The organism is Aquimarina sp. RZ0, from assembly GCF_008370685.1.
Classification (GTDB): domain Bacteria; phylum Bacteroidota; class Bacteroidia; order Flavobacteriales; family Flavobacteriaceae; genus Aquimarina.
The window spans coordinates 209,026-234,440 of record NZ_VTZU01000001.1 but is presented as its reverse complement, the minus strand read 5'-3'; the positions used below and the strand labels follow the sequence as shown (position 1 = coordinate 234,440).

At 32.5% G+C, this 25,415-nt stretch carries 21 protein-coding genes; 11 read left to right on the top strand and 10 right to left on the bottom strand.

Going from position 1 to position 25,415, the window contains the following annotated elements; all coding sequences use genetic code 11:
- Positions 1–88: 88 nt before the first annotated feature.
- A complete protein-coding gene (locus F0000_RS00790) occupies positions 89–1,396 on the top strand; it encodes a carboxypeptidase-like regulatory domain-containing protein (protein WP_149622787.1) in 1,308 nt (435 codons plus the stop codon).
- Positions 1,397–1,800: 404 nt separating this feature from the next.
- The gene (locus F0000_RS00785) at positions 1,801–3,261 is read left to right on the top strand and encodes a S41 family peptidase (protein WP_149622786.1); all 1,461 of its coding nucleotides are present in this window, start codon (positions 1,801–1,803) and stop codon (positions 3,259–3,261) included.
- A 119-nt stretch (positions 3,262–3,380) separates the two neighbouring features.
- On the opposite strand, the gene F0000_RS00780 is transcribed toward F0000_RS00785, so the two are convergent.
- Together F0000_RS00780 and F0000_RS00775 are read right to left on the bottom strand one after the other, a co-directional pair.
- A complete protein-coding gene (locus tag F0000_RS00780) occupies positions 3,381–3,851 on the bottom strand; it encodes a hypothetical protein (RefSeq protein WP_149622785.1) in 471 nt (156 codons plus the stop codon).
- A 336-nt stretch (positions 3,852–4,187) separates the two neighbouring features.
- Positions 4,188–4,664 (bottom strand): GNAT family N-acetyltransferase, encoded by a 477-nt coding sequence (locus tag F0000_RS00775; RefSeq protein WP_149622784.1) that lies wholly within the window; start codon positions 4,662–4,664, stop codon positions 4,188–4,190.
- Between the two features lie 233 nt (positions 4,665–4,897).
- Between F0000_RS00775 and F0000_RS00770 the strand changes: the two genes are divergently transcribed.
- Positions 4,898–5,413, top strand: a complete 516-nt coding sequence (locus tag F0000_RS00770; RefSeq protein WP_149622783.1) for a lipocalin family protein — start codon at positions 4,898–4,900, stop codon at positions 5,411–5,413.
- A 54-nt stretch (positions 5,414–5,467) separates the two neighbouring features.
- Here F0000_RS00770 and F0000_RS00765 read toward each other — a convergent pair whose 3' ends face one another.
- Both F0000_RS00765 and F0000_RS00760 read right to left on the bottom strand, forming a co-directional pair.
- Entirely contained in the window at positions 5,468–6,904 is a 1,437-nt protein-coding gene (locus tag F0000_RS00765; protein ID WP_149622782.1) for a rubredoxin, read from the bottom strand.
- 2 nt (positions 6,905–6,906) lie between these two features.
- Positions 6,907–10,428: a nitrate reductase gene (locus F0000_RS00760; protein ID WP_149622781.1), complete on the bottom strand. Its 3,522-nt coding sequence runs from the start codon at positions 10,426–10,428 to the stop codon at positions 6,907–6,909.
- A gap of 573 nt (positions 10,429–11,001) precedes the next feature.
- Here F0000_RS00760 and F0000_RS00755 point away from each other — a divergent pair.
- Genes F0000_RS00755 through F0000_RS00720 form a run of 8 tightly spaced genes read left to right on the top strand, consistent with a single transcriptional unit; the run spans position 11,002 to position 18,217 of the window.
- Positions 11,002–11,430 (top strand): globin family protein, encoded by a 429-nt coding sequence (locus F0000_RS00755; protein WP_149622780.1) that lies wholly within the window; start codon positions 11,002–11,004, stop codon positions 11,428–11,430.
- 52 nt (positions 11,431–11,482) lie between these two features.
- The gene (locus tag F0000_RS00750) at positions 11,483–12,352 is read left to right on the top strand and encodes a DUF3365 domain-containing protein (protein WP_149622779.1); all 870 of its coding nucleotides are present in this window, start codon (positions 11,483–11,485) and stop codon (positions 12,350–12,352) included.
- A gap of 20 nt (positions 12,353–12,372) precedes the next feature.
- On the top strand, positions 12,373–12,852 hold the full coding sequence (locus F0000_RS00745) for a hypothetical protein (RefSeq protein WP_149622778.1): 480 nt from the start codon (positions 12,373–12,375) through the stop codon (positions 12,850–12,852).
- A gap of 15 nt (positions 12,853–12,867) precedes the next feature.
- Entirely contained in the window at positions 12,868–13,908 is a 1,041-nt protein-coding gene (locus F0000_RS00740; RefSeq protein WP_149622777.1) for a ferredoxin--NADP reductase, read from the top strand.
- A gap of 7 nt (positions 13,909–13,915) precedes the next feature.
- On the top strand, positions 13,916–14,641 hold the full coding sequence (locus F0000_RS00735; protein WP_149622776.1) for a cytochrome c3 family protein: 726 nt from the start codon (positions 13,916–13,918) through the stop codon (positions 14,639–14,641).
- Positions 14,642–14,669: 28 nt separating this feature from the next.
- Entirely contained in the window at positions 14,670–15,038 is a 369-nt protein-coding gene (locus F0000_RS00730) for a hypothetical protein (RefSeq protein WP_149622775.1), read from the top strand.
- A gap of 18 nt (positions 15,039–15,056) precedes the next feature.
- The gene (locus F0000_RS00725; RefSeq protein WP_255452582.1) at positions 15,057–16,442 is read left to right on the top strand and encodes a cytochrome c biogenesis protein ResB; all 1,386 of its coding nucleotides are present in this window, start codon (positions 15,057–15,059) and stop codon (positions 16,440–16,442) included.
- Positions 16,439–18,217 (top strand): cytochrome c biogenesis protein, encoded by a 1,779-nt coding sequence (locus F0000_RS00720; protein ID WP_149622774.1) that lies wholly within the window; start codon positions 16,439–16,441, stop codon positions 18,215–18,217. Before F0000_RS00725 ends, F0000_RS00720 begins: the two co-directional genes overlap by 4 nt.
- Before the next feature lie 738 nt (positions 18,218–18,955).
- On the opposite strand, the gene F0000_RS00715 is transcribed toward F0000_RS00720, so the two are convergent.
- From F0000_RS00715 to F0000_RS00690, 6 genes are all read right to left on the bottom strand, one after another.
- The gene (locus tag F0000_RS00715; RefSeq protein WP_149622773.1) at positions 18,956–20,356 is read right to left on the bottom strand and encodes an MFS transporter; all 1,401 of its coding nucleotides are present in this window, start codon (positions 20,354–20,356) and stop codon (positions 18,956–18,958) included.
- 898 nt (positions 20,357–21,254) lie between these two features.
- Positions 21,255–21,584, bottom strand: a complete 330-nt coding sequence (locus F0000_RS00710) for a hypothetical protein (protein ID WP_149622772.1) — start codon at positions 21,582–21,584, stop codon at positions 21,255–21,257.
- Between the two features lie 94 nt (positions 21,585–21,678).
- Positions 21,679–22,008 (bottom strand): hypothetical protein, encoded by a 330-nt coding sequence (locus F0000_RS00705; RefSeq protein ID WP_149622771.1) that lies wholly within the window; start codon positions 22,006–22,008, stop codon positions 21,679–21,681.
- A 500-nt stretch (positions 22,009–22,508) separates the two neighbouring features.
- Positions 22,509–23,333: an ABC transporter ATP-binding protein gene (locus F0000_RS00700; RefSeq protein WP_149622770.1), complete on the bottom strand. Its 825-nt coding sequence runs from the start codon at positions 23,331–23,333 to the stop codon at positions 22,509–22,511.
- Between the two features lie 10 nt (positions 23,334–23,343).
- Positions 23,344–24,207, bottom strand: a complete 864-nt coding sequence (locus F0000_RS00695) for an ABC transporter ATP-binding protein (RefSeq protein ID WP_188111985.1) — start codon at positions 24,205–24,207, stop codon at positions 23,344–23,346.
- 14 nt (positions 24,208–24,221) lie between these two features.
- Positions 24,222–25,319 carry an ABC transporter permease gene (locus F0000_RS00690; RefSeq protein ID WP_149622768.1) on the bottom strand — a complete coding sequence of 366 codons (1,098 nt, stop codon included), beginning with the start codon at positions 25,317–25,319 and terminating at the stop codon, positions 24,222–24,224.
- Between the last annotated feature and the right edge of the window lie 96 nt (positions 25,320–25,415).

The following is a 25,415-nucleotide window of genomic DNA, read 5'->3' as shown; positions in this document are numbered from 1 at the left end:
ATAAAGTTCTTCAATATATTTCATATCTTGTATAAGTAGCTTTAAACCAAAGTGGTATACAAAAAAAAATAAACTTTAAAAATAAGTTATGGACAAAAAAAGTACCCATTCAAACAAAATTAATCTGACCTATTTGTTATTCGTATTTTTAAGTCTTGGATATATCTGTAATATGCAAGCATTAGCCCTTTTTCAGGATACGGATGTACAAAACCCTACGAATTATGACGAATATAAAGGTATTGTTGTGGATAGTGAATCTAACAAACCTCTAATATCCGCATCCATTACGCTTAATGAAACAAACATCTCGACCATTACTAATGATGAAGGTAAGTTTCTTATAAAAATTCCTAAAAACATTTCAGATGGCGAAGTAACTGTTTCTTTTTTAGGATATAATGACAAGGTCATTGCACTTTCCTCTATAAAGGGCGAAAAAGTGACAATTAAGTTAAACTTATCTGTCACAGAGTTATCAGAGGTCAACATTGACCCTAAGAACCCTAATGCAATCATGCGTGCCGTAATGAAAAACAGAGGTATCAACTATCTTAATGATCCTACTATAATGACTGCTTTCTATAGAGAAACTATTAAGAAAAGAAGAACATATGTATCTCTTTCAGAAGCAGTAGTTGATGTATATAAAAACCCTTATAAATCAAGTAAAGACGATATCATGAAATTATATCGTGCCAGAAAAAGTACAGATTATAAGAAATTAGATACCCTTACACTAAAATTACAGGGAGGTCCATCAAGTACACTATACATTGATGTGATGAAGAACCCTGAGCTTCTTTTTACAGAAAACATGTTAGAAACATATGAATTTAGTTTTGATAAATCTACAAAAATTAATGATCGTTATTTATATGTACTAAACTTTAAACAAAGACCTTCTAAGGCAGATCTTTTATATTATGGTAAAGTCTATGTAGATTCAGAAACATTAGCATTGACCAAAGCTATTTTTAGTCTTAATCTGGAAGATAGAGATGAGGCTAGCAAATTATTTGTTAGAAAAAAGCCTAGCAGAGCAAAAGTATATCCTACTGAAGCTAGCTACAACATTGATTACCGGGAAAAAGATGGTAAGTGGTATTATGGATATGGAAGGATTGATTTAACCTTTAAGGTAAACTGGAAAAGAAAGTTATTTAATTCTACCTATAAATTAAATATTGAAATGGCTGTTACGGATTGGAAGAAAAATATAGAAAAAGAAAGTCTGAAAGCAAAAGACCGTCTAAAATCTTCTGTGGTGATTAGTGATGAAGCATCTGGATTCTCTGATCCTGCTTTTTGGGGTGAGTATAATGTAATTGAACCCGAAAAATCAATCGAATCTGCTATTAAGAAAATACAGAAAAACTTAAGAAAACTAAATTAATAAAAATCATTTTCTTCTAAAAAAAACGGATCCACATCCTGCATGGATCCGTTTTTTTTTGATAAATAACAGCAGAAGAATCATATAATACGATTTATAACTAAAAATTTCGCATATTCATCGTTTCTTTTTCCTTTCTACTTCGTTTAAAAAATAAACCGTAGCTATAGCTATGCTTGATTTTTTTGCCTTGCATAAAGAAAAAATAATTCAATGAATTTATACGAATTTTTTAATCACAAATCGTATAAAAAGCAACATATACCTTTTATCTACGTCTATATATAGTATTGATGATACGCTTTTTGAAGATTTCTGATTAAAAATTTCTCTCATCGAGTGCTTTTTATAACATTTTTCTTTTGAAGTGGTCTAAATATTATATTTAAAAAAATAATAATAGAATGAATCGCAGTCTGTGCATTGTCTTTTTTTTGATAATTTCATCAACCTTTTATGGTCAGAGAAAACTAACAAATACTCAAGCGCGAGAAGATTTCAAAATTCTACAAAACATCCTATTGAAAGGGCATCCGGCGCTTTATGATTATATTGATAAGAGAAAATTAGATTCAACCTTTAAGCATACCGAACAATCACTACCCAAAGAGATTTCTGACACAGAACTGTTAAAAAAAATACTAGTTGTAACAAACCATATTAAAGATGGCAACTTATTATTGTTTCCTTCAAAAGCAATAGAAACTCATCAATATTATTTCCCATTAATTCTAAAAATTATAAATACAGAATTTTATACGGACACTCATGATTTTGGGATACCTATTGGATCAAAAATAAGTAAGATTAATACGATTGAAATGCCACAAATTCTGGAGAAATTCAGGAAATATACTCCTACTGATGGATACATCCTGACCAGAAAATATAGAGATATCGAATTAAAATTTGGATTATTTCACCTGTATGAATTCGGCATACAAAAGGAATTCACAATTGAATATATAGAACCTAATGGCACTGAAAAATCCATAATACTACCAGCAGAAAGTTTTACAACGGTAAAAAAAAGAAATCTAAACAGAAATTCTTATGTTACTTCATATCATCATCAAGAAGATAAAGTTGATTTTTTTTCAAAACATATTCATAACAAAGAACCTTACATATATTATAAAGATAAGCTAAAGACTGCCGTGTTGGTTATTAATTCTTTTAGTATGGAATTCAATGCTTTTAAATCTCGATTAACAAAAATATTTAGAGAAATAGACAAGAACAAAATAAAAAATCTGATAATAGATATACGAGATAATGATGGAGGTTTCCGCCCTAATGTTATACAACTGTTTTCTCTTATAACTCAAAATCCATATAAGCAAAGAGCCAATACCTATGTTACTACTATAGAAGTCCCAGAAAAACAATATGTTACCAAAACATATCTTAATGAAAAAGATTTTTTCAAAACTCAATTCTATCCGCACCCTACCTATGATGGATGGCAATTAAATTTTGATGATCTGGAAGCACTTATGGTTCCTGATAAAAATAGATTTAAAGGCAATGTGTATACCTTAATTGGAGGAGCAACATATGCCGCCGGTTCCACATTTGCCCTATTGACAAAAAACGACCCGAATATTCTTTTAATAGGAGAAGAAACTGGTAGTGGTTATTATTCTCATACTGGAGATTTTCCTGTACATTATGAGTTACCGAATTCTAAGATCACTATGGTGATTTTCTTAACGAAGATCACATCATATATCAAGAATACAGATATCCCCAAAGGTTCTGGAGTTCCTCCTGATCGCAAAGTTCCTTTTACTGTAGAGGATCTTAAAATGGGAAAAGACACCCAATTAGAATATACATTAAAATTAATAGGGGGAGGGGGATAAATGACACAAAACTTTTCCAGATCACTTACTTGGAAGTTTCAAGATATTTAAGTGTTTTGTTTTGAAGTGTGAAACAAAAAGAAATGATTTCAGCAGCTAACTTCATTTGAGAAATAGTATTAGATATCCTGTAGCATCATTTCAAAATCATATTGTAAATCTTCGTGCAGTACAGACATTACTTTTCTTATTCCTATGAGTTGACGAGTATATAAATTAAAAAGCGCAGTATTTTCCTGGATTGAAGGTTTAATATTCTTCAGTTCTGAACAGAAAAAAATCAATAGTTCTACTTCAGTTTCTTTTTTCCCCGAATATCGAATATACTTTCTTGTAATACGCAAAATCTTACGAACACTCTTTTTTATATAATAAAAATTATTCGTGTTGATTTCCAGAAATAATGCTCCGATCTCTTGTTTGACTTCTGCTATATATCTTTCTTCATTAGATGCCTCATATAACAGATATGTGAGCAGTTCTTTATTTTCCTTTTTAAATTTGGACAATCGAATACAAAGTTCTACCAATTCTTCTTGTGATATACTCCCTAGTTCTTTTTTTAATTCTCTTACTGTTGCTGTTTTCATATAAGCTATAGCTGCTTTTATTTTTATAATGTATAGCGCATCAATTACCAAATCAGCTACTAATAACCTGAACCACTTTTAGTAATTAAAGAGGTAAAAACATAACTTTTAATGCCACACCTTGATTTTTTTATCTCTTGAAAAAGAGCCGAAATTCACCCTGCACTTCATTAGTTTCCTCACTCATAACATTGGGTTCATTATTACATTTCTCAAAAAGTGATTCATTTTATTTATCCTTTGAATTTTCTGGAATAAAAAATTATTTTACATAAATTCAAACAACAAATGGTATTATTTGGTCAAATCTCGATACATTTTTAGTCAAAAACAGCATCATAATCCTTTTTCCATTAGATAGAGATCCAGTCCGGTTCCCCAATAATCTTTTTCAATCTTTACCAATTCATAACCAAATTTTTCAAAAAATCTACATGCGAATTGAGAAGTATTGATAACCAGTTTTTTGACTATTGGATCAGCTCTCAAAATATCTAAACAATATACGACTACCCTCTTTCCAAATCCCTGTCCTGAATAATCAGGGTGAAAGAATATCCAGCTAATTCGTCCTGATGCGTCACTTTCTTTTACGTAATACCCTGTTCCTCCAATGATTTTTCCTTTATATAATATCGTTAAATAGGTATCTCCTCTCTGATCTAAATATTCCTGAAAATCCTGAAGCTCTTCTCTATCAAAAAATTTAGGCGTATTACTTTTAAAAATTTTCATTAATGATTCTCTATCCTCTATTTTATAGGATCGTATCGTCATAAAACTCTTAGAATATCCAGATTCTTTGATAATCAACGTTTTTAATTTGGGGTAAACTTAGACATAAATTACTAAAATAATTACTATTTTTTATGATTATCTACCCTAATTCCTGACTAATGGATTGAGCTCAACGATTAATTCAGAAGATTAAAAACCTTCAATTTCAGTACTTTGACGAAGGAAAACGTATCGATAGTAAATTAAGAGATTAACTAGCCGGTAATAGGAATAATTTTTGATTACCTGTTTTACTAAAAAACTAAGAAATGAAAAGTTTACATCTTGTAGTACCGCTACTACTCTTTTTACTATTCTTTTCTTGTACTCCATCCAAGAAAGAACCTTATCAAATTCCTGAAAATACGATGCTACTTCTAGCTGGGGATAAAGGGAAAATCTGGAAAATTGCCAAGCGATATAATGATGGCCATAGAATGAATATGGCAGGTTGTTTTCTTTCGTATAGAGCCACATACTTGCCGGATATGACCATGAAGGATAATAATGGAGAGCAACATAATTGTGGAGATTCCCTAATAGCAAACTGGAGTATTATTCAAAACAAAGAAGGTCACTATTTCATTAAATTAAAAAGCGAACAACTCCCTGAATTAATGGGAATTGAGAAAAACTATACCTATTTTCAGATTACTTATTTGACTAAAGACACATTACAATTGCAATACAGGCACGCTCAATTTTCTAGTAAAGTAAGAACAATTGTAGATATGTATGTACAAGAAGATATTAGAATACCTAATAGAAATTTTCATAATGACTAAATCACATAAAAAATCAAAAGGTTTTTTTCTTTTATAATTTGCTTGTCAAGGCTTTTAAACTACTTCTAAGATCATTTTCTGAAAATAATCTTTAGACGCTCCACAAAGAGCACATTCATATACCTCTGGCAAATCTAAAAACTCAGTACCTATAGGTATTCCCGATATTTCATCCCCAATAGAAGGGTCATAGACTGTCTGGCATTCACTACATTGATATACTTCAATTTCAATTTTTTCCTTTTTGGAAGAAATTCCTTCAAAATTATCATCTGACATCTCTCCTAAATTCTGAAAATAGGTCTTAGTAAGCTCTAATAAAACACCAGGTAGATCCATTTGATCAATATCCTGGGCATATACCTTATAAATTCTACTATTAGGATCAAAATTATTAGCGTATAAAACATTGTATGTAGGTCTTACTACAAAATCCTTTATGGCTTCTGGAGTTTTATTTTCTTCTATTACCACAGAAGTAAAATATCTCGTTTTATTATTTGCCATATTTATAGTAAAAGTCATCCCATATGTACTAATATCATTTTGATCAAAATTCATGACCAGAAACTTCTTTAGATCCAGTGCTCTTTGATTTCCTACAGGTAAATGCCAGTTTAATTCTAGTGCAGAATGACGAACATTAATACCAAATTGCCCCAAAAGCTTTTCTAATACTAATTTACAATCTTTAGGAATACCTTTTATAACAAAGGATTTCCAGGGTGTCAGACATATTTTTCCGATTCGATATTCTATACAAAATTCGCAAAGTGTTTTAAGAAATTTAAGATCATACTTATTATTTCTCCAGTATAACCCCAACCAATATTGATTGATCCCCATCTTATTCATACCTTCATAATATGGAAATGGCTTAAAATAAACTCGTAATGGTTTTTCTATAACTCTGTTATTAGTGTCTATATTTTCATTAAGAAATTGAAAAAGTTCCTCTACATCCGCTACTTTTTGATAAATTTTTTCAATCTCCTGAGCAACTTTAGCAATATCCCAGGTAAATATTAATACTGGGTAAAATACCTCTTCCCATCCTGGCAACCTCAAAAACAGATACCAATAATCTTCATGATCAGAGGCTATAAAGTTAAGGTCTCCATAAAATAGCGATACCATCTGCTGTTGTGGATCTACTATATTAATCTTTAAGGTAGGCTTATACCTAAACTCTTCAAGAATGTATAAATAAGTAGTTCCTCTTAGCCAAACGGTAGAATTAAAAATATCTATAGAAACATAAGAGCAACTGATATTTTGTTCTGTTTCTGGTGAAAAAAAAGACGGATTAAAAGATGTATGCTCTGCAACCACATTATTTTTTTCATTTTTATCAGGAAAGATAACATCCTGTCTGGATCCAAAATGAAATGTATCCAATTCTAAAGCCAAAGCCTCATTTATGATTCGCTGTAATTCACTAGGAGATAATATTCCTCCTTTAATATTTACTCTGTGCATAAACTCTTCCATAACTAAGCTAATTGCATTACACTGTTTAACACTTCTTTTACCTCGGGCTTACAACTACCACATCCTAATCCTGCTCCGGTTTTGACACATAGTTCTGAAAAATCTTCACATCCGGATTTTATAGCGTCTATAAGATTCCCTTCTCCTACCTGACTACAAGAACAAATTAATTTACCTAATACTGGTTCACCAGGCTTCGAAGATCTTAATAATTCATCCCTTTTCTCGGATAATTCGATCTTCTCCTCTATCAATCTTTTAAAATCTGCAAATTCACTCTTGTCCCCCATAAGAATTGCTCCTACCAGCCAATCATTTTTTACAATACATTTTTTATAAAAGCGTTTTCCAACATCCATAAAAATAACTTCTTCATAAGAAGGATCATTTCCCGGCATATCAATATTACCAATACTACACAAGTCTAGATCTTCGAATTTTAATATATTCATAAATACAGACCCTCTATAAATCGCACTAAAATCTCCTAATAAATATTTTGCTACAATATCTGCCTGCTGTTCTGCTGCTGCTGTAATACCATATAAATTCCCTTCGAATTCTGCAATTTCTCCAACAGCAAAAATACTAGGATCACTAGATTGCAAATACTGATTTACCAAAATACCTCGTCGACAATCGACACCAATTGCTTTTGCTAAATCTATATTAGGAATTGTTCCTATAGAATATACCACGGCATTACAAGTAAAAGACTTTCCGGATTTTAGGTTTACTAATAAAGAACTAGACTCTTGGTTAAACACTGTATCTACCTCATTATCAAAATGAATCTGAATTCCTTTCTCGCGAACATCTTCTGCCAGGAGCCTACTCGCTACAATATCAAGCTGACGCTCCATTAATCGATTCCCTCTTTGTACAATAGTGATTTTCACCCCTTTTTTACGCAATGCTGCCGCTAGTTCTAATCCTAGTAATCCTCCTCCCACAATAGCAACATGTTGCTGGTTTTCTGGTAGTCCTGTTTGATCCAAATATGTTTTCAATTTATCTGCATCTCCTCGATCACGCATTGTAAATCTTCCTGGTAAATGGATCGGCACTTCTTTGGGCACAAATGCACGACTTCCTGTAGCCATCAAAACAATATCATACTCGTGTTTATCTCCTTTACTATCTATGATATATTTCTCTTGCCGATTGATTTCCTCTACAGGATTACTTATCGACAAAGTTACACTGAGAGACTCCATACTTCCTTCTCTCATCTTCTGCAACTGCTCCCAGGTTAATTCTTCACTAACATATTCTGGTAACAATACACGATTATAAAATGGGTAAGGTTCTTTAGAAAAAACCTTAATTTCATCTTCTGTATTATACTCTCTATACGTTTGTATAAATCGATAGGCTGCTGTACCAGCTCCTATGACACATATTTTCTGTTTTGGTTTTACAAATTTTGAAACTTCAACAGCAGAAAATTTAAAATCTGGTTCTTTTGATATAGGATCAATAATACTGGTAGTCAGGTTATTTGCTCTACCATAATCATTACCTAATACTTTTCCCCAATGCATTGGCAAAAACACAACACCTTTTCCTATAGTATCACATACTTTTACTTTTACCTGCACTTTTCCTCTCTTGCTCTCTACGACCGCAACATCTCCATCTTTTAGTTTTCGTAAAAAAGCGTCTACTTGATTGATTTCAAGAAATGGATGTGGAATATGGGTTAACAACCTGTTTACTTTGCCAGTTTTTGTTCTGGTATGCCATTGATCACGAACTCTTCCTGTCGTTAATATTAACGGGTGTTTAGTAGACAGCAATTCTGATGTTGGTTTGGTAAATCTGGGAACTACAAATTTTGCATTCCCAGTATCTGTGTAGAATTGTTTATCTCCAAACAAACGCGGTGTCCCGGAGTGGTTTGCATCCGGAACTGGCCACTGAAAACTTCCTTCTATTTTTAATCGATCATAGGTCAAACCTGAAATATCAATATTTGTCCCTTTTGTCAACACACAATGTTCTTTGTAAACTTCTTCTGCAGCGGTATAATCAAATCCCCTGTAGCCCATTCTCTGAGCAAATCTCCATAAAATTTCTACATCTGGAAGTGCTTCACCCGGCGGTTCGACAACCTTATTGAGATACGTAATACGTCGTTCGCTATTAGTCATTGTCCCTTCTTTCTCTGCCCAACCAGCAGCGGGGAATACCAAATCTGCATATTCTAATGTTTCTGAACGATGTGAAATATCCTGAACAATTACAAATTTAGCATTCTTTAATGCTTTTTCTACCTTATTTGCATTAGGAAGACTTACCAGTGGATTGGTGCAAATGATCCAAACCGCCTTTAGTTTTCCACTTTCTAAGGCATCAAACATTTCTGTAGCGGTTAATCCTGGTTTACCGGATATTTCTTTACCCCCCCAGAAATTAGCAACTTCTCTTCTATGTTCTTCATTATTCAAATCTCGATGCGCCGCTAATAGGTTCGCCATACCTCCTACTTCTCTACCGCCCATGGCATTAGGCTGTCCTGTTAATGAAAATGGTCCAGAACCTGGTTTACCAATATGTCCGGTAAGTAAAGATAAATTTAGTAATGCATTATTTTTATTTACCCCAATAGAGCTCTGATTCAATCCCATTGCCCAAAGTGTTATAAAACCTTTGGCATTACTTATATACGATACCGCTTTTTTTATATCAGCAACTTCTACTCCACAAATATTTGCTGCTTCACTTAAAGATGTTTTACTTAATGATGCTTTAAGATCTTCATAATTATCTGTGTGATTTACTATAAAGTTTTTATCTATTTTCTTTCTGTCAATCAAACGTTTTGCTATTGCATTATATAATACAACATCAGTACCTGGTACAATTTGTAAATGTAAATCAGCAATATCACAAGATTGAGTTTTTCTGGGATCAACTACAATAATTTTAGTATTAGGGTTTTGTTCTTTATGCGCTTCAATTCTTCTGAACAAAATCGGGTGACACCAGGCTGGATTAGCTCCGGCAATCATAAAACAATCAGCTAGCTCAATATCTTCATACGCAATAGGGACACTATCTTCTCCTACAGCTTGTTTATATCCAACTACAGCAGAACTCATACATAACCTGGAATTTGTATCTAGATTATTAGTACCTATGAAACCTTTAGATAATTTATTGACCAGGTAGTATTCTTCTGTCAGGCATTGTCCCGAAACATAGAATCCAACACTATCAGGGCCGTATTTCTTTATAATGGTATTAAAAACAGCTGTTGCTCTATCCATCGCCTGATCCCAAGATACACGCTGACGTTCATGCCCTTTACTCCATCTCATTTCGGGATATAAAATTCGATCACTCTTGTCCTGAACCACGTGATGCAGATTCATCCCCTTGGAACATAACATTCCTTTATTTACAGGATGATCGGGATCTCCTTCTACCGTAATTACTCCTTTCACATCTTTTTTAGCTAAAATACCGCAACCCACACCGCAATACGAACAGGTAGTTTTATAAGATTTCAATGCTGTCATATACTATTCTTGAATACCAGTTTACATTTTTCAAAATTAAGTATTATTACTTAAAAAAATACATTCTAAATATAATAACTAATGAAATAATAAAGTTAATTACGAAATCCATAAAAGAATACTTGTAAAAAGAAGAATTCGAAATAAAACAGCACTTTGACTCATCAATATTCAAAAGAACAAAACTCGTAAAACTCACTATACAAAGGGGGTTAAAGCTAAAAAAAACACAAAACCTGAAAGTTAAAACAGGAAACATAATGATAGCTAAGTGTTATTCTTATAGTTAAGATCTAGTAGAAACTAAAATTTTTAAGGTTTTTAAAAAATATCTGAAAATACTTATTTTTACGAGTCTCCACCATTAAAATCGTTAATATTATCAAATAGTCAAGTAATTTATTAAAAAACAATTATTATTATCAATGAAACCATATTTTGTTGATTTAAAAAGGGCTATAATTCATTTTAACTGAATATTCACTATTTGTAATTGAAGTCAAATTCAAATATATTTGGTTCAAAATTAAGTATTAATACTTATTATTAACGTAAAACTAATAATTTGGAATCATGGAAAAAAAGACAATCGAATTAGTACAAAACTCCTTTGCCAAAGTTGCCCCAATCGCAGAAACAGCAGCAGAAATTTTTTATAATAAACTTTTTGAACTAGATCCTGCTCTTAAAAGTTTATTCCCAGCAAGTAATACAGAAGCAATGAAAGGTCAAGGCAATAAATTGATGACAATGTTATCATCTGCTGTTGCTGGGCTTAATAATTTAGACAAACTCATTCCTATATTAGAAAATTTAGGAAAAAGGCATGTAGAATACAAAGTAGAGGCTTCTCACTATGATACTGTTGGAGCGGCATTACTAGATACACTTGCTGCCGGACTTGGTGAGGATTTTACTGAAGAAGTAAAAACAGCCTGGGCAGATACTTATAATGTAATGGCTACGGTAATGAAGACGGCTGCTTATGAAAATGTTGCATAATTTTTAAGCATTACTGAATTTTTTAAAAAAAGATCAATAAAATCAAATCGTTATGAATTACCTGAAAACAAAAAGAGTATTTTTCTTGTTAGTGGCTATAATCTCTATTGCACTACAATCTTGTGGAGGAGTCCCAGAAGAGACTCCATCTACTGCAGCCTCTGATAAAGTATTTGCCGTAGCAGAAATACTGACATTAATTGCTGAAGAAAATGATATTACCCGCACTCTCTATACTAAAGGGATTGTGGGTGCAGGAAAAAAACAAGGGTTAAAATTTGATGAAGACTGGCAAGATGACGATGTAGAAGCAGGGCCTTTACCTGCCTTATTTTTAAGGGGAATCTCTTCTGATATAAGAAAGAGTGATATTCCATTAGGGCTATATCTGGGATCGGATTTTCCTATCAATGCTTCTAATAAGTTTCAAGGAAAACAGGCAGCTCTTTTTAAAAAGATAAAAGCCACCCAAGAGCCACAACACTTTTTTGAAGAAGATCAAAAATTATATACTTCAATGTTTGCAGACTTAGCAGTTGCAGCTCCTTGTGTCAATTGCCATAATGACCACGAAAACACAACTAAAACAGACTGGAAGCTTGGTGATGTTATGGGAGCTACTACCTGGCAATATCCATCGGACTCATTGTCTTATAAAGAAGCTATCGGTGTTATCAACGCTTATAGAAACGGAACAAAAGCAATCTATAATGCATATCTAAAGGAAATTTCAGAATTTAAAATTGATAGCACAAAACCAACTATTGGAAACAAATGGCCTTCTAAGGGTTTTTACCTACCTACTGCAGAAACATTTGTTGACAGTGTTAGAAAACTAACCTCTTACAAAAGCTTGGAAAAGTTACTTCTCGCAGATAATGTAACTGAGGACAAGGAAACTGAGGGATTGGCAGCTAACTAAAAAAACAATCATCATATATTGTGAAAAAAGAGTATAACTTTTTAATTATAGGATTTACTATATTTACCGTATTCATCGTTCAGTATCTTCTAGAACTTAGATGGCAATGGCTCTATGAATTGCAACTTGATGAGAATTATAAGCGTTGGTCCGGAGTATTTGTTGGAGCGTTTATTATATTTCAATGGATACTCACCATAACCAGAGCTTTTAAAAGATTAAGGATATATGCTGTACGATTTACTTCTTTACACAAATGGGTGGGCATTACCTCTCCCTTATTTTTTTATGTACATGCAATGGAATTTGGATATGGATACCTGGCATTACTATCCTACATATTTTTTATTAATATGATTTTAGGTACTATTAATCTTGATATCATAAAAAGTCAGAAAGATTGGATTTTTCAGTCCTGGATGATTACTCACGTAGCGCTATCTATAATCATTACATTTTTAATGTTTTTCCATATAGGGATCGTATTTTATTACAAATAATAAAACTCTTTAATTATGTTATTAACCGTTAAAGAAATAATTCAAGAAACAGAAGATACCGTTAGTATCGTTTTAAAAAACGGAGGACTCTTTAATAAAATTAAGTACAAAGCCGGTCAATTTCTAACGGTAAAAATTCCTATTAAAGATAAAATTGAAAAAAGAGCATACTCTTTTAGCAGCAGCCCCGTATCAGATAAATTTTTAAGAATTACTGTAAAAAAAGTACAAGAAGGAATAGTCTCCAATTATATCTGTGACACACTAAAAACGGGTCAAAAAATAGAAGTTGATAAACCCGCCGGAAGTTTTTTTATAGTCCCAAATAAAAAAACACAATTAAAGTATGTTCTTTTTGCCGGCGGTAGTGGGATAACTCCAATATTTTCAATAATTAAAACGGTTTTAGAAAAAGAACCTTTATCCAGTATCATTTTAATATATGCTAACAGAAATGAGCAATCTATCATTTTTAAAAAAGCGCTGGAAGATTTAGAGCGCTTGTACCCAAACAGACTTACTATTGAACATATACTCGAAAAAAAAGAAACAGAACTTGCTAATTATCATCAAGATCTTCTTAATCAAGAATTGATTGATGAGATTTTAAAAAAACGCGGACTACCTTATGAAGAAGGAAAGTATATGATGTGTGGTCCACAAGGATTCATGGATAAAGCTAAAGAAATACTAGCTCATAAAGGTATCACACGTAAAAAGATAATGCTAGAAGCTTTTAGCAGTAATTTTATCACTTCCAGTGATGCCAAAGATCTTGTGAGCACTGTAACCATCTATCAGGACGACAAAAAACATACCTTAAGTATTTCTGGTGATAAAACGATCCTACAAGCTGCTATGGCTAATAATATTATGCTTCCGTACTCTTGCAGATCCGGCATGTGTAATAGTTGTAAAGCCAGACGTGTTTCTGGTGAGGTAAAAATGATCGACGGTCACCTTTTATCTGATCAGGAAGTAGAAGAAGGCAACATATTAACTTGTGTAAGCTTCCCGACCACAGATAAAGTAAGCATTAGTTTCTTAAAAGATTAACTTCTTTATGTTAAACAAAAATCCTTTACGAAAAAGACAATATATTGGTTCTCTGATAGGAATTGCTATCGGAGTTGTCATATACAGCATTCTTCCGCTAAAACAATCAGAAAATTTCTTAAGCTTAGGACCACTCAATACAGGTCATGAAGGATTGTCGTGTAATTCATGCCATACAGATGCAAAAGGAAATCTGCTTCAGCAGTTACAGTCTAACATAGCTTACACCTTTGGCGCCCGGAAAACAAAAGCTGATTTTGGAACCGAAAATGTAGATAATAAAAAATGTCTGCAATGTCATGATCGCCCCAATGACAGACATCCTACACATCGTTTTCTGGAACCACGTTTTAAGGATGCAATTGCCACTATTAATGTTACAGAATGTGAAACCTGCCATCAAGAACACAACGATACGAGAATAGTACTTAATGATGCTACATTTTGTGTGAACTGCCACTATGATCTGGAAGTAAAAAACGATCCAATAGACATTCCTCATAAAGACCTTATCGCCAATAAGCAATGGAGTACCTGTCTCCAATGCCACGATTTTCATGGAAATCATATTTATAAGGTAGCTCAGAAAATCAAAGATACCATATCCTTAGAAAAAATACAAGCTTACCTGAAAGGTGGAGAAGACCCCTTTTCAAACAAAAAGAAATACCAACCGCTTAGTGAAGAGGAATTTCTAAATATGAAAAAAAAATATAATACGATTAAAAAGTAATAAAGTAACCATTTTTAAAATATAAAAAATGAAATCAAAAATACACTTTATCAAAATAATCATTTTAGCTTCATTTTTAGTACACTATTCTTGCAACGGAAAAGTTGAAAAACCATGTTATACGCCTGATGATATAACCTATACCAATCAAGTTTCTGGTTTAATTGAAATTCACTGTTTTGCTTGTCATGCACCCGATGTTTACAAAAAGAAGGCTTCTAGAAATAAGATATTTGATTATCCAAGTTTAAAAAAAATGGCGAATAGCGGGCAATTAATAGGTTCTATTACGCATAGCCAAGGTTATATTGCCATGCCGTATCGTAAAGGAACAAAAATTGACAGTTGTGCGATCGAAGTAATCAAGAAATGGGTCAAAACAGGAATGAAAAAATAACTTTTAATACATTTTTATTTGACACATCTTTTATATATAATTTTCTCTAATCGCATTAGTGGATTATTGCTGTTGGTTTTTGCTACAGCTATGGGAATTGCTACATTTATAGAAAACGATTATGGTACAGAAACTGCAAAAGCCCTTATATATAATGCTAAGTGGTTTGAAATACTCATTCTTTTTTTAGGTATTAACTTTTTAGGAAATATTGCTAAATACAACCTTTTTAGCTGGGATAAAGCACCTGTTTTCCTATTTCATATTGCTTTTATCATCATTATCCTAGGTGCTGGTATCACTAAATACAGAGGGCAAGAAGCACTGATGACGATCAAAGAAAATGAATCCAGTAACCGAATGATATCTATTGATAGCTATCTACAACTAACAGCTAGTAATGGTGCTATAACTCAAAGCTTTTTGAGCACTCCCTTATTAATGAGCGAACTGGGTTTTAATCACATTAACGAAACTTTTGATTTAGACAAAAAACAGATCAAAATAGAATTAAAAAAATATATCCCCAGAGCTCAGTACCGTCTAAAAGATACTACTAAGGGAAAGACATATCTACATATTGTAATTGCAGATGATGATCAAAGAAGAGACTTTTTTATCAAACGAGGCACAAGAGAAACCATTTATGGAATACCAATTGCTTTTGATGCGTCTGGTAAATCAAAAAAAGATATTTTTATTACTGAGAAAAATAACGAATGGCTTGCTTCTTTCCCAAAAGAAACTGATTATTTCTCAATGCTCCTAAACAAAGCTAGTTCTTACCCAAAAGATAGTTTGGTTCCAATACAATTCAAAGCATTAAGCACTATCAACAACACTCCTATTGTCTTTAAGGAAATTACAGAAAATAAATATCTCGAAATCATTTCTACAGAAAAAAATCCGAGCGAAAAAAATCCGGAATCTGCAATTATTCTTACGATCCGTTCTGGAGAAGAAAATAAAGAAATTACATTATTCGGTGGGCGAGGATATATGAATCCTTTCAGTACCACATTCATTAATGATTTACATATAAGTCTGCGATATGGTTCAAAACCTATTCAACTACCTTTCTCTCTATATTTAAAGGATTTTACCTTAGAGCGTTACCCTGGTTCTGATAGCCCTTCTGCATTTTATAGCGATTTACAAATACAAGAAAAAAACAAACTGTCCAATTATACTATTTTTATGAATAATGTTCTTGATTACAGAGGGTATCGCTTTTTTCAATCTGCATATTTACCTGATGAAAGTGGGACGATACTCTCGGTCAATAATGATTATTGGGGAACTCTGGTCACCTATATAGGGTATGGTTTATTAGGATTAGGAATGCTCTTGAGTCTGATATGGAAAAGTTCTCATTTTGGATTTTTATTAAAAACATTAAAATGAAACATCTTTTCACATACAAGCTTTTATGGATATTATTCATATGCATACCGCATATTTCAGCACAGCAGCTACATCATCTTCAGCCCTATGAATTGATAGAACGACAATGGATTGATGATACCCACGCTGAAAATTTTGCAAGAATACAAGTACAGGATTTTCAGGGGCGAATCAAACCCATACATACATTATCTCTGGAGTTGCTTCGTAAAATATACGGAAAAAGTTCTTTTACCTATATTGATAAGCATCACCAGAAAAAAAAGCTTTCCCCTACTCAGGTATTTCTAGGCATGCAATACAAAGCAGATTCCTGGCAACTGATTGAGTTTATCAAAATTGAAAAAAAATCCATCGCAGAACTTAGACATCTACTACGTATAAACACCAACGGATACACATCAGCATCTCAATTCTTTGATTTTCAAGGAAACTATAAGCTCAAACAACTAGTCGCTGATGCTTTTGCCAAAGCCCCAGGAAAAAGAAGTGTTTTTGATAAAAACATTATAAAAATAGATGAGCGTATTAATATCGTATGGGGGGTTTTTAACGGGCAATTTTTAAAGATATTTCCAAAAACTGGTGATCCTGATAAAAAATGGTTTGCTCCAACAGATATCAATACAATATTTGAGAATGACGATCAACTTTTTTTTGATAAAATCATTCCCACCTACTTATCACAACTTAGTCAGGCAACCAAGATAAAAAATTGGAATAAAGCAAATGAGACAATAGAGCTTCTGAAAGGGTTCCAGACAAAAAATGAAAAAGAGCTCATTCTAAGTTCTGCTAAGGTCGATTGGGAACTGTGGTTTAACAAAAATTCTGTTTTTTTTAAGTCTATGATCGCATATACTTTGCTGGGAATAGTATTACTCATCTTAAGTTTCATAAATATTTTTGGTCACGGAGAAAGAAAAATCAAAAAAGCGATTAGAATTACCATTTTTTTACTAATTGGTATTTTTTTATTTCACGTTTTTGGAATTGTTTTAAGATCTTATATCTCTGGGCATGCCCCTTGGAGTAATGGGTATGAAGCCAGTGTTTTTATATCCTGTGTAACTGTGCTGGCAGGGTTAGTTTTTTCAAAGAAAAATTCATTTGCTCCAGCCGTAGCTTCGATCTTAGCGATGTGTCTACTTGGTATTGCTCATGGAAGCCTAATGAATCCCGAAATAACTAATCTGGTTCCAGTACTTAAATCCTACTGGCTAATAATACATGTAGCAGTCATTACCGGAAGTTATGGTTTTCTTGCATTAGGGTCTTTACTTGCTTTGATTGTCTTAATAATGATGTCTATTAGTATTTTTAGAGATAATAAAAAAGTACAAGAAACTATACAAGAACTCACGACAATAAATCAACTTACAAGCACTCTTGGTCTGTATATGCTTACTATTGGTACTTTTCTGGGGGGTATCTGGGCAAATGAATCCTGGGGAAGGTATTGGGGCTGGGATCCTAAAGAAACCTGGGCATTAATTAGTGTCATCATCTACTCATTTGTACTACACATACGGATTATATTTCCCAAAAATTACATATACCTCTACAACGTCTGTAGTTTTTTTGCATTAGCCAGTATCCTTATGACTTTTTTTGGAGTAAACTACTACCTTTCCGGATTACATTCCTATGCAAAAGGAGATCCCTTTCCTGTGCCCAATTGGATCTATATTGCTCTCCTGATGGGAATCATTATAAGTGTCGTCCCCCTGCTTAAAAACTCAAAAACTACTAACCGATACAATGAAATGGTATAAACTTTTTTGAATTCACTATACATATAAAATCAACTATTTTTTGATGATAAAGAGAATAGATTTCACACGAGTTTTATTGAGGTGTTCACTTGAAAGGAAATTATTAGTACTAGTTGTTTTCGAAGTAAAAATGTAACAACAATGTCAAGTTAATGCATTTCAACAAACTATCTCAGAGCAATCCAACCGACATTTAAATCTCTATTATTGTGCAAAAAATAGGGTTCTCGGTACAATCTTCCTTTATTACCGAAATCGACCTGACATGATTTTTACATCAATCTTGTTTTAACGTGCTCAAATAAAAATCTATAATTTACTGTTTATACGATTTGTGATTAAAAAATTCGTATAAATTCATTGAATTATTTTTTCTTTATGCAAGGCAAAAAAATCAAGCATAGCTATAGCTACGGTTTATTTTTTAAACGAAGTAGAAAGGAAAAAGAAACGATGAATATGCGAAATTTTTAGTTGTAAATCGTATTAGACAAAAAAAAGAGACCTTTTATTATATAGAAATCAGGTTGGATAATATGGAACGCGTCTTTACTTTTTATGTTTAACCGAAATTGAGTTAAAATTTGACCAGATGAGGCACTTTTTTAGGAAATAGAAAAAGTAAAGATGATTTCTATGAGTCATACTAAAAAAAAACAGTTATGAGAAATCATAACTGGTAGGTAAAACACTTAAAGCTACTGATTCTTTAAGAGTTGAAACACTATTTTTTATATTTTAATTATAAGCAGGAATATTTTTCATTTCTTTTTCTGTCGCTTTTTCATCTTCTGTCGAAAATTTAATTGCCAGAGATATTATCGCTGTAAAAACCACAAAGATTCCAATAATAAAATATCCACTGGATACAGCCTCTGACGAAGCTACAGCCTGAGCAGCATCAATTGCTTCTTGTCCTAAACCTTGACTCTCTGCAATTGCAGTTTTCTCGGCTATTGCTGACTTTGATTTTAGGACCATCGCTGCAACAAAAGCTCCCACATTTCCTCCTGCTCCTACGATACCAGAAATAGAACCTATTGCTTTTCTATTTATAAAAGGAACAACAGAAAAAGTCGCTCCTTCTGCCATCTGTACAGTAAGACTAAATCCTACTAAAAAGATAATCCCAAAGGTGAGCCCTGTCATTCCAGAGAATAAAGATAGCATAAGCCCTTCAACACCTAAGATCACTGCCAAAAATAAAACTCGACCTCGCAGTCCTTTTAATTTTCCAAATTTGTCACCAAAAAAACCACCCAACGTTCTGGCAAAAATATTCATCAATGCGAATGATAATACAAGATTACCTGCCGTAGTACGTTCTAACTGAAATGTATTCTGAAGATAATCATCCATTGTCCCATATACGGTAAGCTCCATCCCGAAACAAGCTGCATATACCACGAATAATATCCAAACTCTATAATCTTTTATAGCATTCAGAAAACTTATCTCATCTTTTTTTGCTTGCGGTAATTCTCCGGTAGCTTTTAACTCGGTATAATTTCCATTAGGAGTATCCTGTGTAAAGAAGAAATATACAATTCCCATCAAGAAGCAAACAACACCAGCAATAATCATACTGTATCTCCAGGCTTCGGTCTCTGCCACACCAAAACTGATAACAGCTGCCGCAATCAATGGCATACCCAAACGATTTGCTCCTCCACCTAAATTACCCCATCCGGCTGATGTTGCATTTGCAGTACCAACAATATTGGGAGCAAACATAATAGAAGTATGAAATTGTGTAATTACAAAAGATGCCCCTATAAAACCTATAAATAGTCTACAAATAATAAATTGTAAAGGTGTCTGAACAAAACCAAGTAAGATAACCGGAATGGCTCCCAAAGTCAATAACCAGGTATAACAAATACGTGGTCCATACTTATCACATAACTTTCCTATAATTAATCTTGCAAATACAGTTCCCGAAACTGCAACAATTATAGAATTCCATTTTTGGTCAGGAGTCAATCCCAAATCCTTTACTACATCCGGCATAAAAGGCACGATACCAAACCAGGCAAAAAAACATAGAAAAAAAGCTATTGAAGTAATCCAAAATGTTCTGATTGGAAGACTCTTAAAATTTAATAACCTCAATGAGGTAGACATGCCATTGGTATTCATAATTACGTAGTTTTAAGTTTATCAAATTTTTAGTATTTAACATGAGAAATACTTAAATCGAGTCCAAAACTAAGTATAAATACTTAAAAAAATAATTCTAAAGTCTACTAATTAAGTAACAAACCTTATTATTACGATATTCACAAATAACACAGAAACAATTTAAATAAAAATAAACATGAATCTTCTACTATTAAAAATATCCTAAAATTTGTAGTGTCTTCGCTCACTCAAAAAAAAATATTCATCATTAACCTAAAACCCATAAAAACAATATCCACACAAATAAGACTGAATAGTTAAGAAATTATTTAAATTTTAACATATAACCAATATTTTTACTACAAAAACAATTAACACGGATCGATCTGTATCAGTGATTACGGTTTAATTTATACCATTTTCAATTTGGTTTTTTGACAAGCCTCGTATGATTCGGATATTCCCAGTCTCAACGTTTGGGGTGATGCCAACATCTATACAACTCAATAGCAACTTATAAAAATTATGTAATTGCCTTGTCATTTTAGCTTGGAAAAATTTATACTTACTTTTATTTCCAAATCTAAACCGGAAATGGCATTATCTATTTTTTTTGTAATCGATATCAATGTAAGAATAAACATTTTCAGGGAACATAAGAAAAGGTACGTATTCATTTAAAGAGATTCCTTTAAATGAACACATACCTACATATATATATCGAAATAATATTTCTTTTAAAGCTTGCGTGTCATCATAATAAGAGAGCTATCCTATTCATCTCTATATCAGTTATTAAACAAAAACACATCTCAGAAGTATGAAACCAACGATTCAAATGTGAATCTAGTTATCCCAGAAGAAATATATGCTTAAGAATTAAATCATAACAAAAACAACACACATTATTTCCTAACTAAGCTGCTGCTTGTTTTATTTTTCTCAGCAACCCTATTTCTATATATTCATTGATTTTTTCTGCTTTTTCAATCTTTCCTGTATCTATAGGAATCCAACCATCAATCTTAATCATATCATTTGGGTTACTCGTAAAAAACATTTCATACTCATACTTTTGAGAAGCATCTATCATTCCGTATGATTTAGGGTTGTTCTTAACTTTCTGAGCCATTCTTTTTTGTACAATTCCTATTTTGGAAGCAAAATTAAGCTCACTACTATCTCGGTTTATTTCTACATCTAAAAATTCTGTAATAGCTTCGGTAATTAATTCATCTACTTTCATTATCATATTTGTTTTGGGTTATACCTTATACTCTTATTTAAATAAATCTAATTAGATTAGATTTATATTGAAAAAAATCAATAACTAATGTTTGTTAGCTTAATGAACTTCCTATCTTTCTTAATAATCCTATTTCTATATATTCATCAATCTTATCAGCCTGCTCTATTCTACTAGTATCTATAGGAATCCAACCATCAATTTTAATCATATCATTAGGATTACTGCTAAAAAACATTTCATATTCATATCCATTAGTGTCCTTTACCATTCCATAAGAATCTGGACTATTTTTTACTTTATTAATAATACGTTTTTTTACTATTTCAATTTTAGATGAAAAATCAAGATTCCCTGTATCTCTATGCACCTCTATATCTAAAAATTCTGTAATCGATACAGTTATTAATTCTTCTATATTCATAACTTTTCTTTGTTTTATTAAAATTTTTAAAAAAAACCAAACCCCTAATTTTATAGGGTATTTGATCAAAAAAAATAACATAACAAACATTTTACCCCTATAAAACGATACAAATTTATGTATAAAACATATAAAAATGACATTATACCCCTAAAAAAATCCATTTCACGATTAAAATTTATACTATAGCAAAAAAATCTTTAATCAAATTGAATATTTAATAATTTAGATTCTATAAAGAGTATAATCATTAGCATATTTTTACCTATAATAATAACCTCCAAACTTACCATAACAGACACTTATTAAGACTAAAATATATCTAACAAAAAAAAAAAAAAAAACGATGCTATTTTTTAATAGCATCGTTTTTTTTGTTCACAAAGTAAACTACCTGGGACAAGCCCGAGGCATTTATTGAAAAAACGTTTTGATTTCGAGGCAAGCCTCAGAGCATTTAAATCTCGATTATCGAGTAAATTTAATTTTATATTGGATTGTTAATGCTCAAGAAAATTAATTAAATGTTCTCTATATTTATAATAATCCGGATGATCTAACACATCTTTTCGCAATCGAGGGCGTTCAAAATCAATTTCCAAAATGTCTCCTACCCTGGCTCGCGGTCCACTAGTCATCATAATCACTCTATCAGCAAGAAATATAGATTCATCTACATCATGGGTTATCATTATCGCTGTAATCTTCTCTTGATTCCAGACCTCTATAAGAACATCCTGTAATTCTCCTCGCGTTAAAGAATCCAACATACCAAAGGGCTCATCTAACAACAAAACCTTTGGTTTTAATGCAAAAGCTCTCGCAATACCGACACGTTGCTGCATACCTTGAGATAATTCTTTTGCCTTTTTATGCATAGCATCTTCCAGACCAACCTTAGACAAATAATATTTTACAATATCATCCCTGTCTTTTTTAGTTCCGTGTGCAAATACTTGCTTCACACCTAGCATTACATTATCATAAGCACTCATCCAGGGTAATAAACTGGGAGATTGAAATATAACTCCCCGATCTGGTCCAGGTCCTTTTATAGTTTGATTATTTACCACAATAGTTCCTCTGGAAATAGGATTAAGACCTGCTATCATTGTAAGTAATGTAGACTTACCACAACCAGAATGCCCAATAATAGAGATAAACTCTTCATGTTTTACCTTTAGATCAAGATCATCTAAAACTACATAATCACCTTTTGGCGTTGGATAGATTTTAGTTAATTGAGAAATATCCAACATGTATTTATCCGCAAATAACCCATTATCCGATCTTCTTAATTTTGGTTTCTCTGTTGTTGTTTCCATATGCATATTTTTAACTAAAACTAAATCTTTTAAAAGGAGTTGGTTTAATCCGAGGTTTGATCTCTGGCAATATATATGCAGTTTCCTTTTTAGAAGCTCTTTGCTCTCCTATCTGTATAAGGTATTCTATGATACTATTCCTTAATTTCTTGTACTCATCATTATGATTTAAAGCAGTCTTATCTCTAGGTCTTTCTAAACTTATTTCATACTCTGGTCCAAGCGTAGCTTTAGGTCCTGGTTTTAAAGGAATAATACGATCTGCCATTAAAATCCCTTCGTCTACATCATTGGTAATAAGTAAGGCCGTTTTCTTATCCTTTTCCCAAATCTTTAAAATCTCCTGTTGCAGATTACCTCTGGTCAAAGCATCCAAAGCACTTAGTGGTTCATCCATCAAAATGACATCAGGACTCATAGACAAGGCTCTGGTCACAGAAACCCGCTGACGCATACCTCCAGAAAGCTCTTTTGGCAGCTTTCCTATTGCCGGAGAAAGATTCACCATTTCTACATAATCTTCAACTCGTTTATTTCTTTCCTTTTTTGACATTTTCTTAAAAGCTTCTTTTACTGCCATCCCTACATTATTCCTAACATTAAGCCAAGGTAATAATGAATAATTCTGAAAAATCACCCCGCGTTCGTGGCTAGGCCCCGTAACAGGCTCCCCTTTGAATAACACCTGTCCTTCATCTGGCATCAATAAACCCGATATAAGATTGACCAAAGTAGTTTTACCGCTACCGGTGAATCCTACGATAGCTACAAATTCTCCTTCTTCAATTTTCAGATTTATATTAGACAAAACCTGAGTTTTATCTTTTCCGCTTCCAAAAGATTTAGATACATTTCTTAATTCGATATACGCCATAATCCTATATATTTTTATACTGTTTCCTCTGTAAATGTTACAAACTTCTGTATTGTTAGCATAATTCTATCTAATAAGAATCCAATAATACCGATAACAAACATGGCGACAATTATTTTAGAATTAGATTCACTTGAACCATTTTGAAATTCTTCCCATACAAAAGAACCTAGTCCAGGGCTCTGCGCCAATAATTCTATTGCAATTAATACCATCCAGGCCACAGAAAGCGTAATTCTTAATCCAGTAAATATCAAAGGAAAAGATGATGGCAAAATTATCTTAAACACTTTTTGACTCATGCTAAGGTTTAAAACTTTGGCCACATTAATGTAATCTTTATCCACGCTAGACACGCCCATTGTAGTATTAACCAATGTTGCCCACATTGAACAAAGACCAACACTAATAAATGATATTGTAAATGCACTATCACCATCAGAACCTTTACTAACTGTCACTACAATCATAGTAACTAATAATAACCAAACTACAGGAGAAACTGGTTTAAATATCTGTATCAACCAATTAACAGAGGATCTTAGTGTATCGCTTAGTCCCAACATGATACCAATGGGAACTGCAATAAAGAGTGCTAACAAAAATCCGGCAAAAACTGTTTTAAGACTTGTCCATATCTGATCCACAAATGAAGGTCTTCCTGTATATGTAATCGGATCTAACCCATCTGCTATCCGTTTTTCATTTGTAGCAGATACTTTCTCCAAAAACGCTGCTTTTTTCCCACTAATAATAGAGTGATCTGCCAGCAAAGACTGATACGCAGACCAAACCTGAGAAGGTGTTGGCAGTGTAGATATCTTACAGTCTTTACCATTAGATTCGATACAAGCTCTTTCTAAATCAGCAGCTTCCTGACCTCTTTCGGTCAACGCTTTTTCGATTCTTGCATCTTTTTCTATTGTATATAAAACCATGGCTCCAGAGTGCCACAACAATAAAAATAACCCCACAGATAAAACAGGTAATAACACCTTTCTAAATAGTGCAATTAAATTCTTTTTCACTTCTTCACCAGCAGCTAATCTAATAGCCGGTTCAAAAAAACCCAATCCTACAAAATTGAGAATATGTATAGATTTATCTTTCATGTTTACATTTATTCTTCTTCAATTGCATACACACCTATGATTGTAGCTATATATAACTATCGAATACTATTAAGTTATTTTTTTAAGCCAAAGCGT

What these genes read in the sequence shown, in the direction of transcription:
- F0000_RS00790 (WP_149622787.1), top strand. Translation starts at nt 89, where the DNA reads ATGGACAAAAAAAGTACCCATTCAAACAAAATTAATCTGACCTATTTG.
- F0000_RS00715 (WP_149622773.1), bottom strand. Translation starts at nt 20,356, where the DNA reads ATGAATACCAATGGCATGTCTACCTCATTGAGGTTATTAAATTTTAAG.
- F0000_RS00755 (WP_149622780.1), top strand. Translation starts at nt 11,002, where the DNA reads ATGGAAAAAAAGACAATCGAATTAGTACAAAACTCCTTTGCCAAAGTT.
- F0000_RS00740 (WP_149622777.1), top strand. Translation starts at nt 12,868, where the DNA reads ATGTTATTAACCGTTAAAGAAATAATTCAAGAAACAGAAGATACCGTT.
- F0000_RS00690 (WP_149622768.1), bottom strand. Translation starts at nt 25,319, where the DNA reads ATGAAAGATAAATCTATACATATTCTCAATTTTGTAGGATTGGGTTTT.
- F0000_RS00700 (WP_149622770.1), bottom strand. Translation starts at nt 23,333, where the DNA reads ATGGAAACAACAACAGAGAAACCAAAATTAAGAAGATCGGATAATGGG.
- F0000_RS00770 (WP_149622783.1), top strand. Translation starts at nt 4,898, where the DNA reads ATGAAAAGTTTACATCTTGTAGTACCGCTACTACTCTTTTTACTATTC.
- F0000_RS00695 (WP_188111985.1), bottom strand. Translation starts at nt 24,207, where the DNA reads ATGGCGTATATCGAATTAAGAAATGTATCTAAATCTTTTGGAAGCGGA.
- F0000_RS00785 (WP_149622786.1), top strand. Translation starts at nt 1,801, where the DNA reads ATGAATCGCAGTCTGTGCATTGTCTTTTTTTTGATAATTTCATCAACC.
- F0000_RS00765 (WP_149622782.1), bottom strand. Translation starts at nt 6,904, where the DNA reads ATGGAAGAGTTTATGCACAGAGTAAATATTAAAGGAGGAATATTATCT.
- F0000_RS00730 (WP_149622775.1), top strand. Translation starts at nt 14,670, where the DNA reads ATGAAATCAAAAATACACTTTATCAAAATAATCATTTTAGCTTCATTT.
- F0000_RS00750 (WP_149622779.1), top strand. Translation starts at nt 11,483, where the DNA reads ATGAATTACCTGAAAACAAAAAGAGTATTTTTCTTGTTAGTGGCTATA.
- F0000_RS00720 (WP_149622774.1), top strand. Translation starts at nt 16,439, where the DNA reads ATGAAACATCTTTTCACATACAAGCTTTTATGGATATTATTCATATGC.
- F0000_RS00760 (WP_149622781.1), bottom strand. Translation starts at nt 10,428, where the DNA reads ATGACAGCATTGAAATCTTATAAAACTACCTGTTCGTATTGCGGTGTG.
- F0000_RS00735 (WP_149622776.1), top strand. Translation starts at nt 13,916, where the DNA reads ATGTTAAACAAAAATCCTTTACGAAAAAGACAATATATTGGTTCTCTG.
- F0000_RS00705 (WP_149622771.1), bottom strand. Translation starts at nt 22,008, where the DNA reads ATGAATATAGAAGAATTAATAACTGTATCGATTACAGAATTTTTAGAT.
- F0000_RS00710 (WP_149622772.1), bottom strand. Translation starts at nt 21,584, where the DNA reads ATGAAAGTAGATGAATTAATTACCGAAGCTATTACAGAATTTTTAGAT.
- F0000_RS00780 (WP_149622785.1), bottom strand. Translation starts at nt 3,851, where the DNA reads ATGAAAACAGCAACAGTAAGAGAATTAAAAAAAGAACTAGGGAGTATA.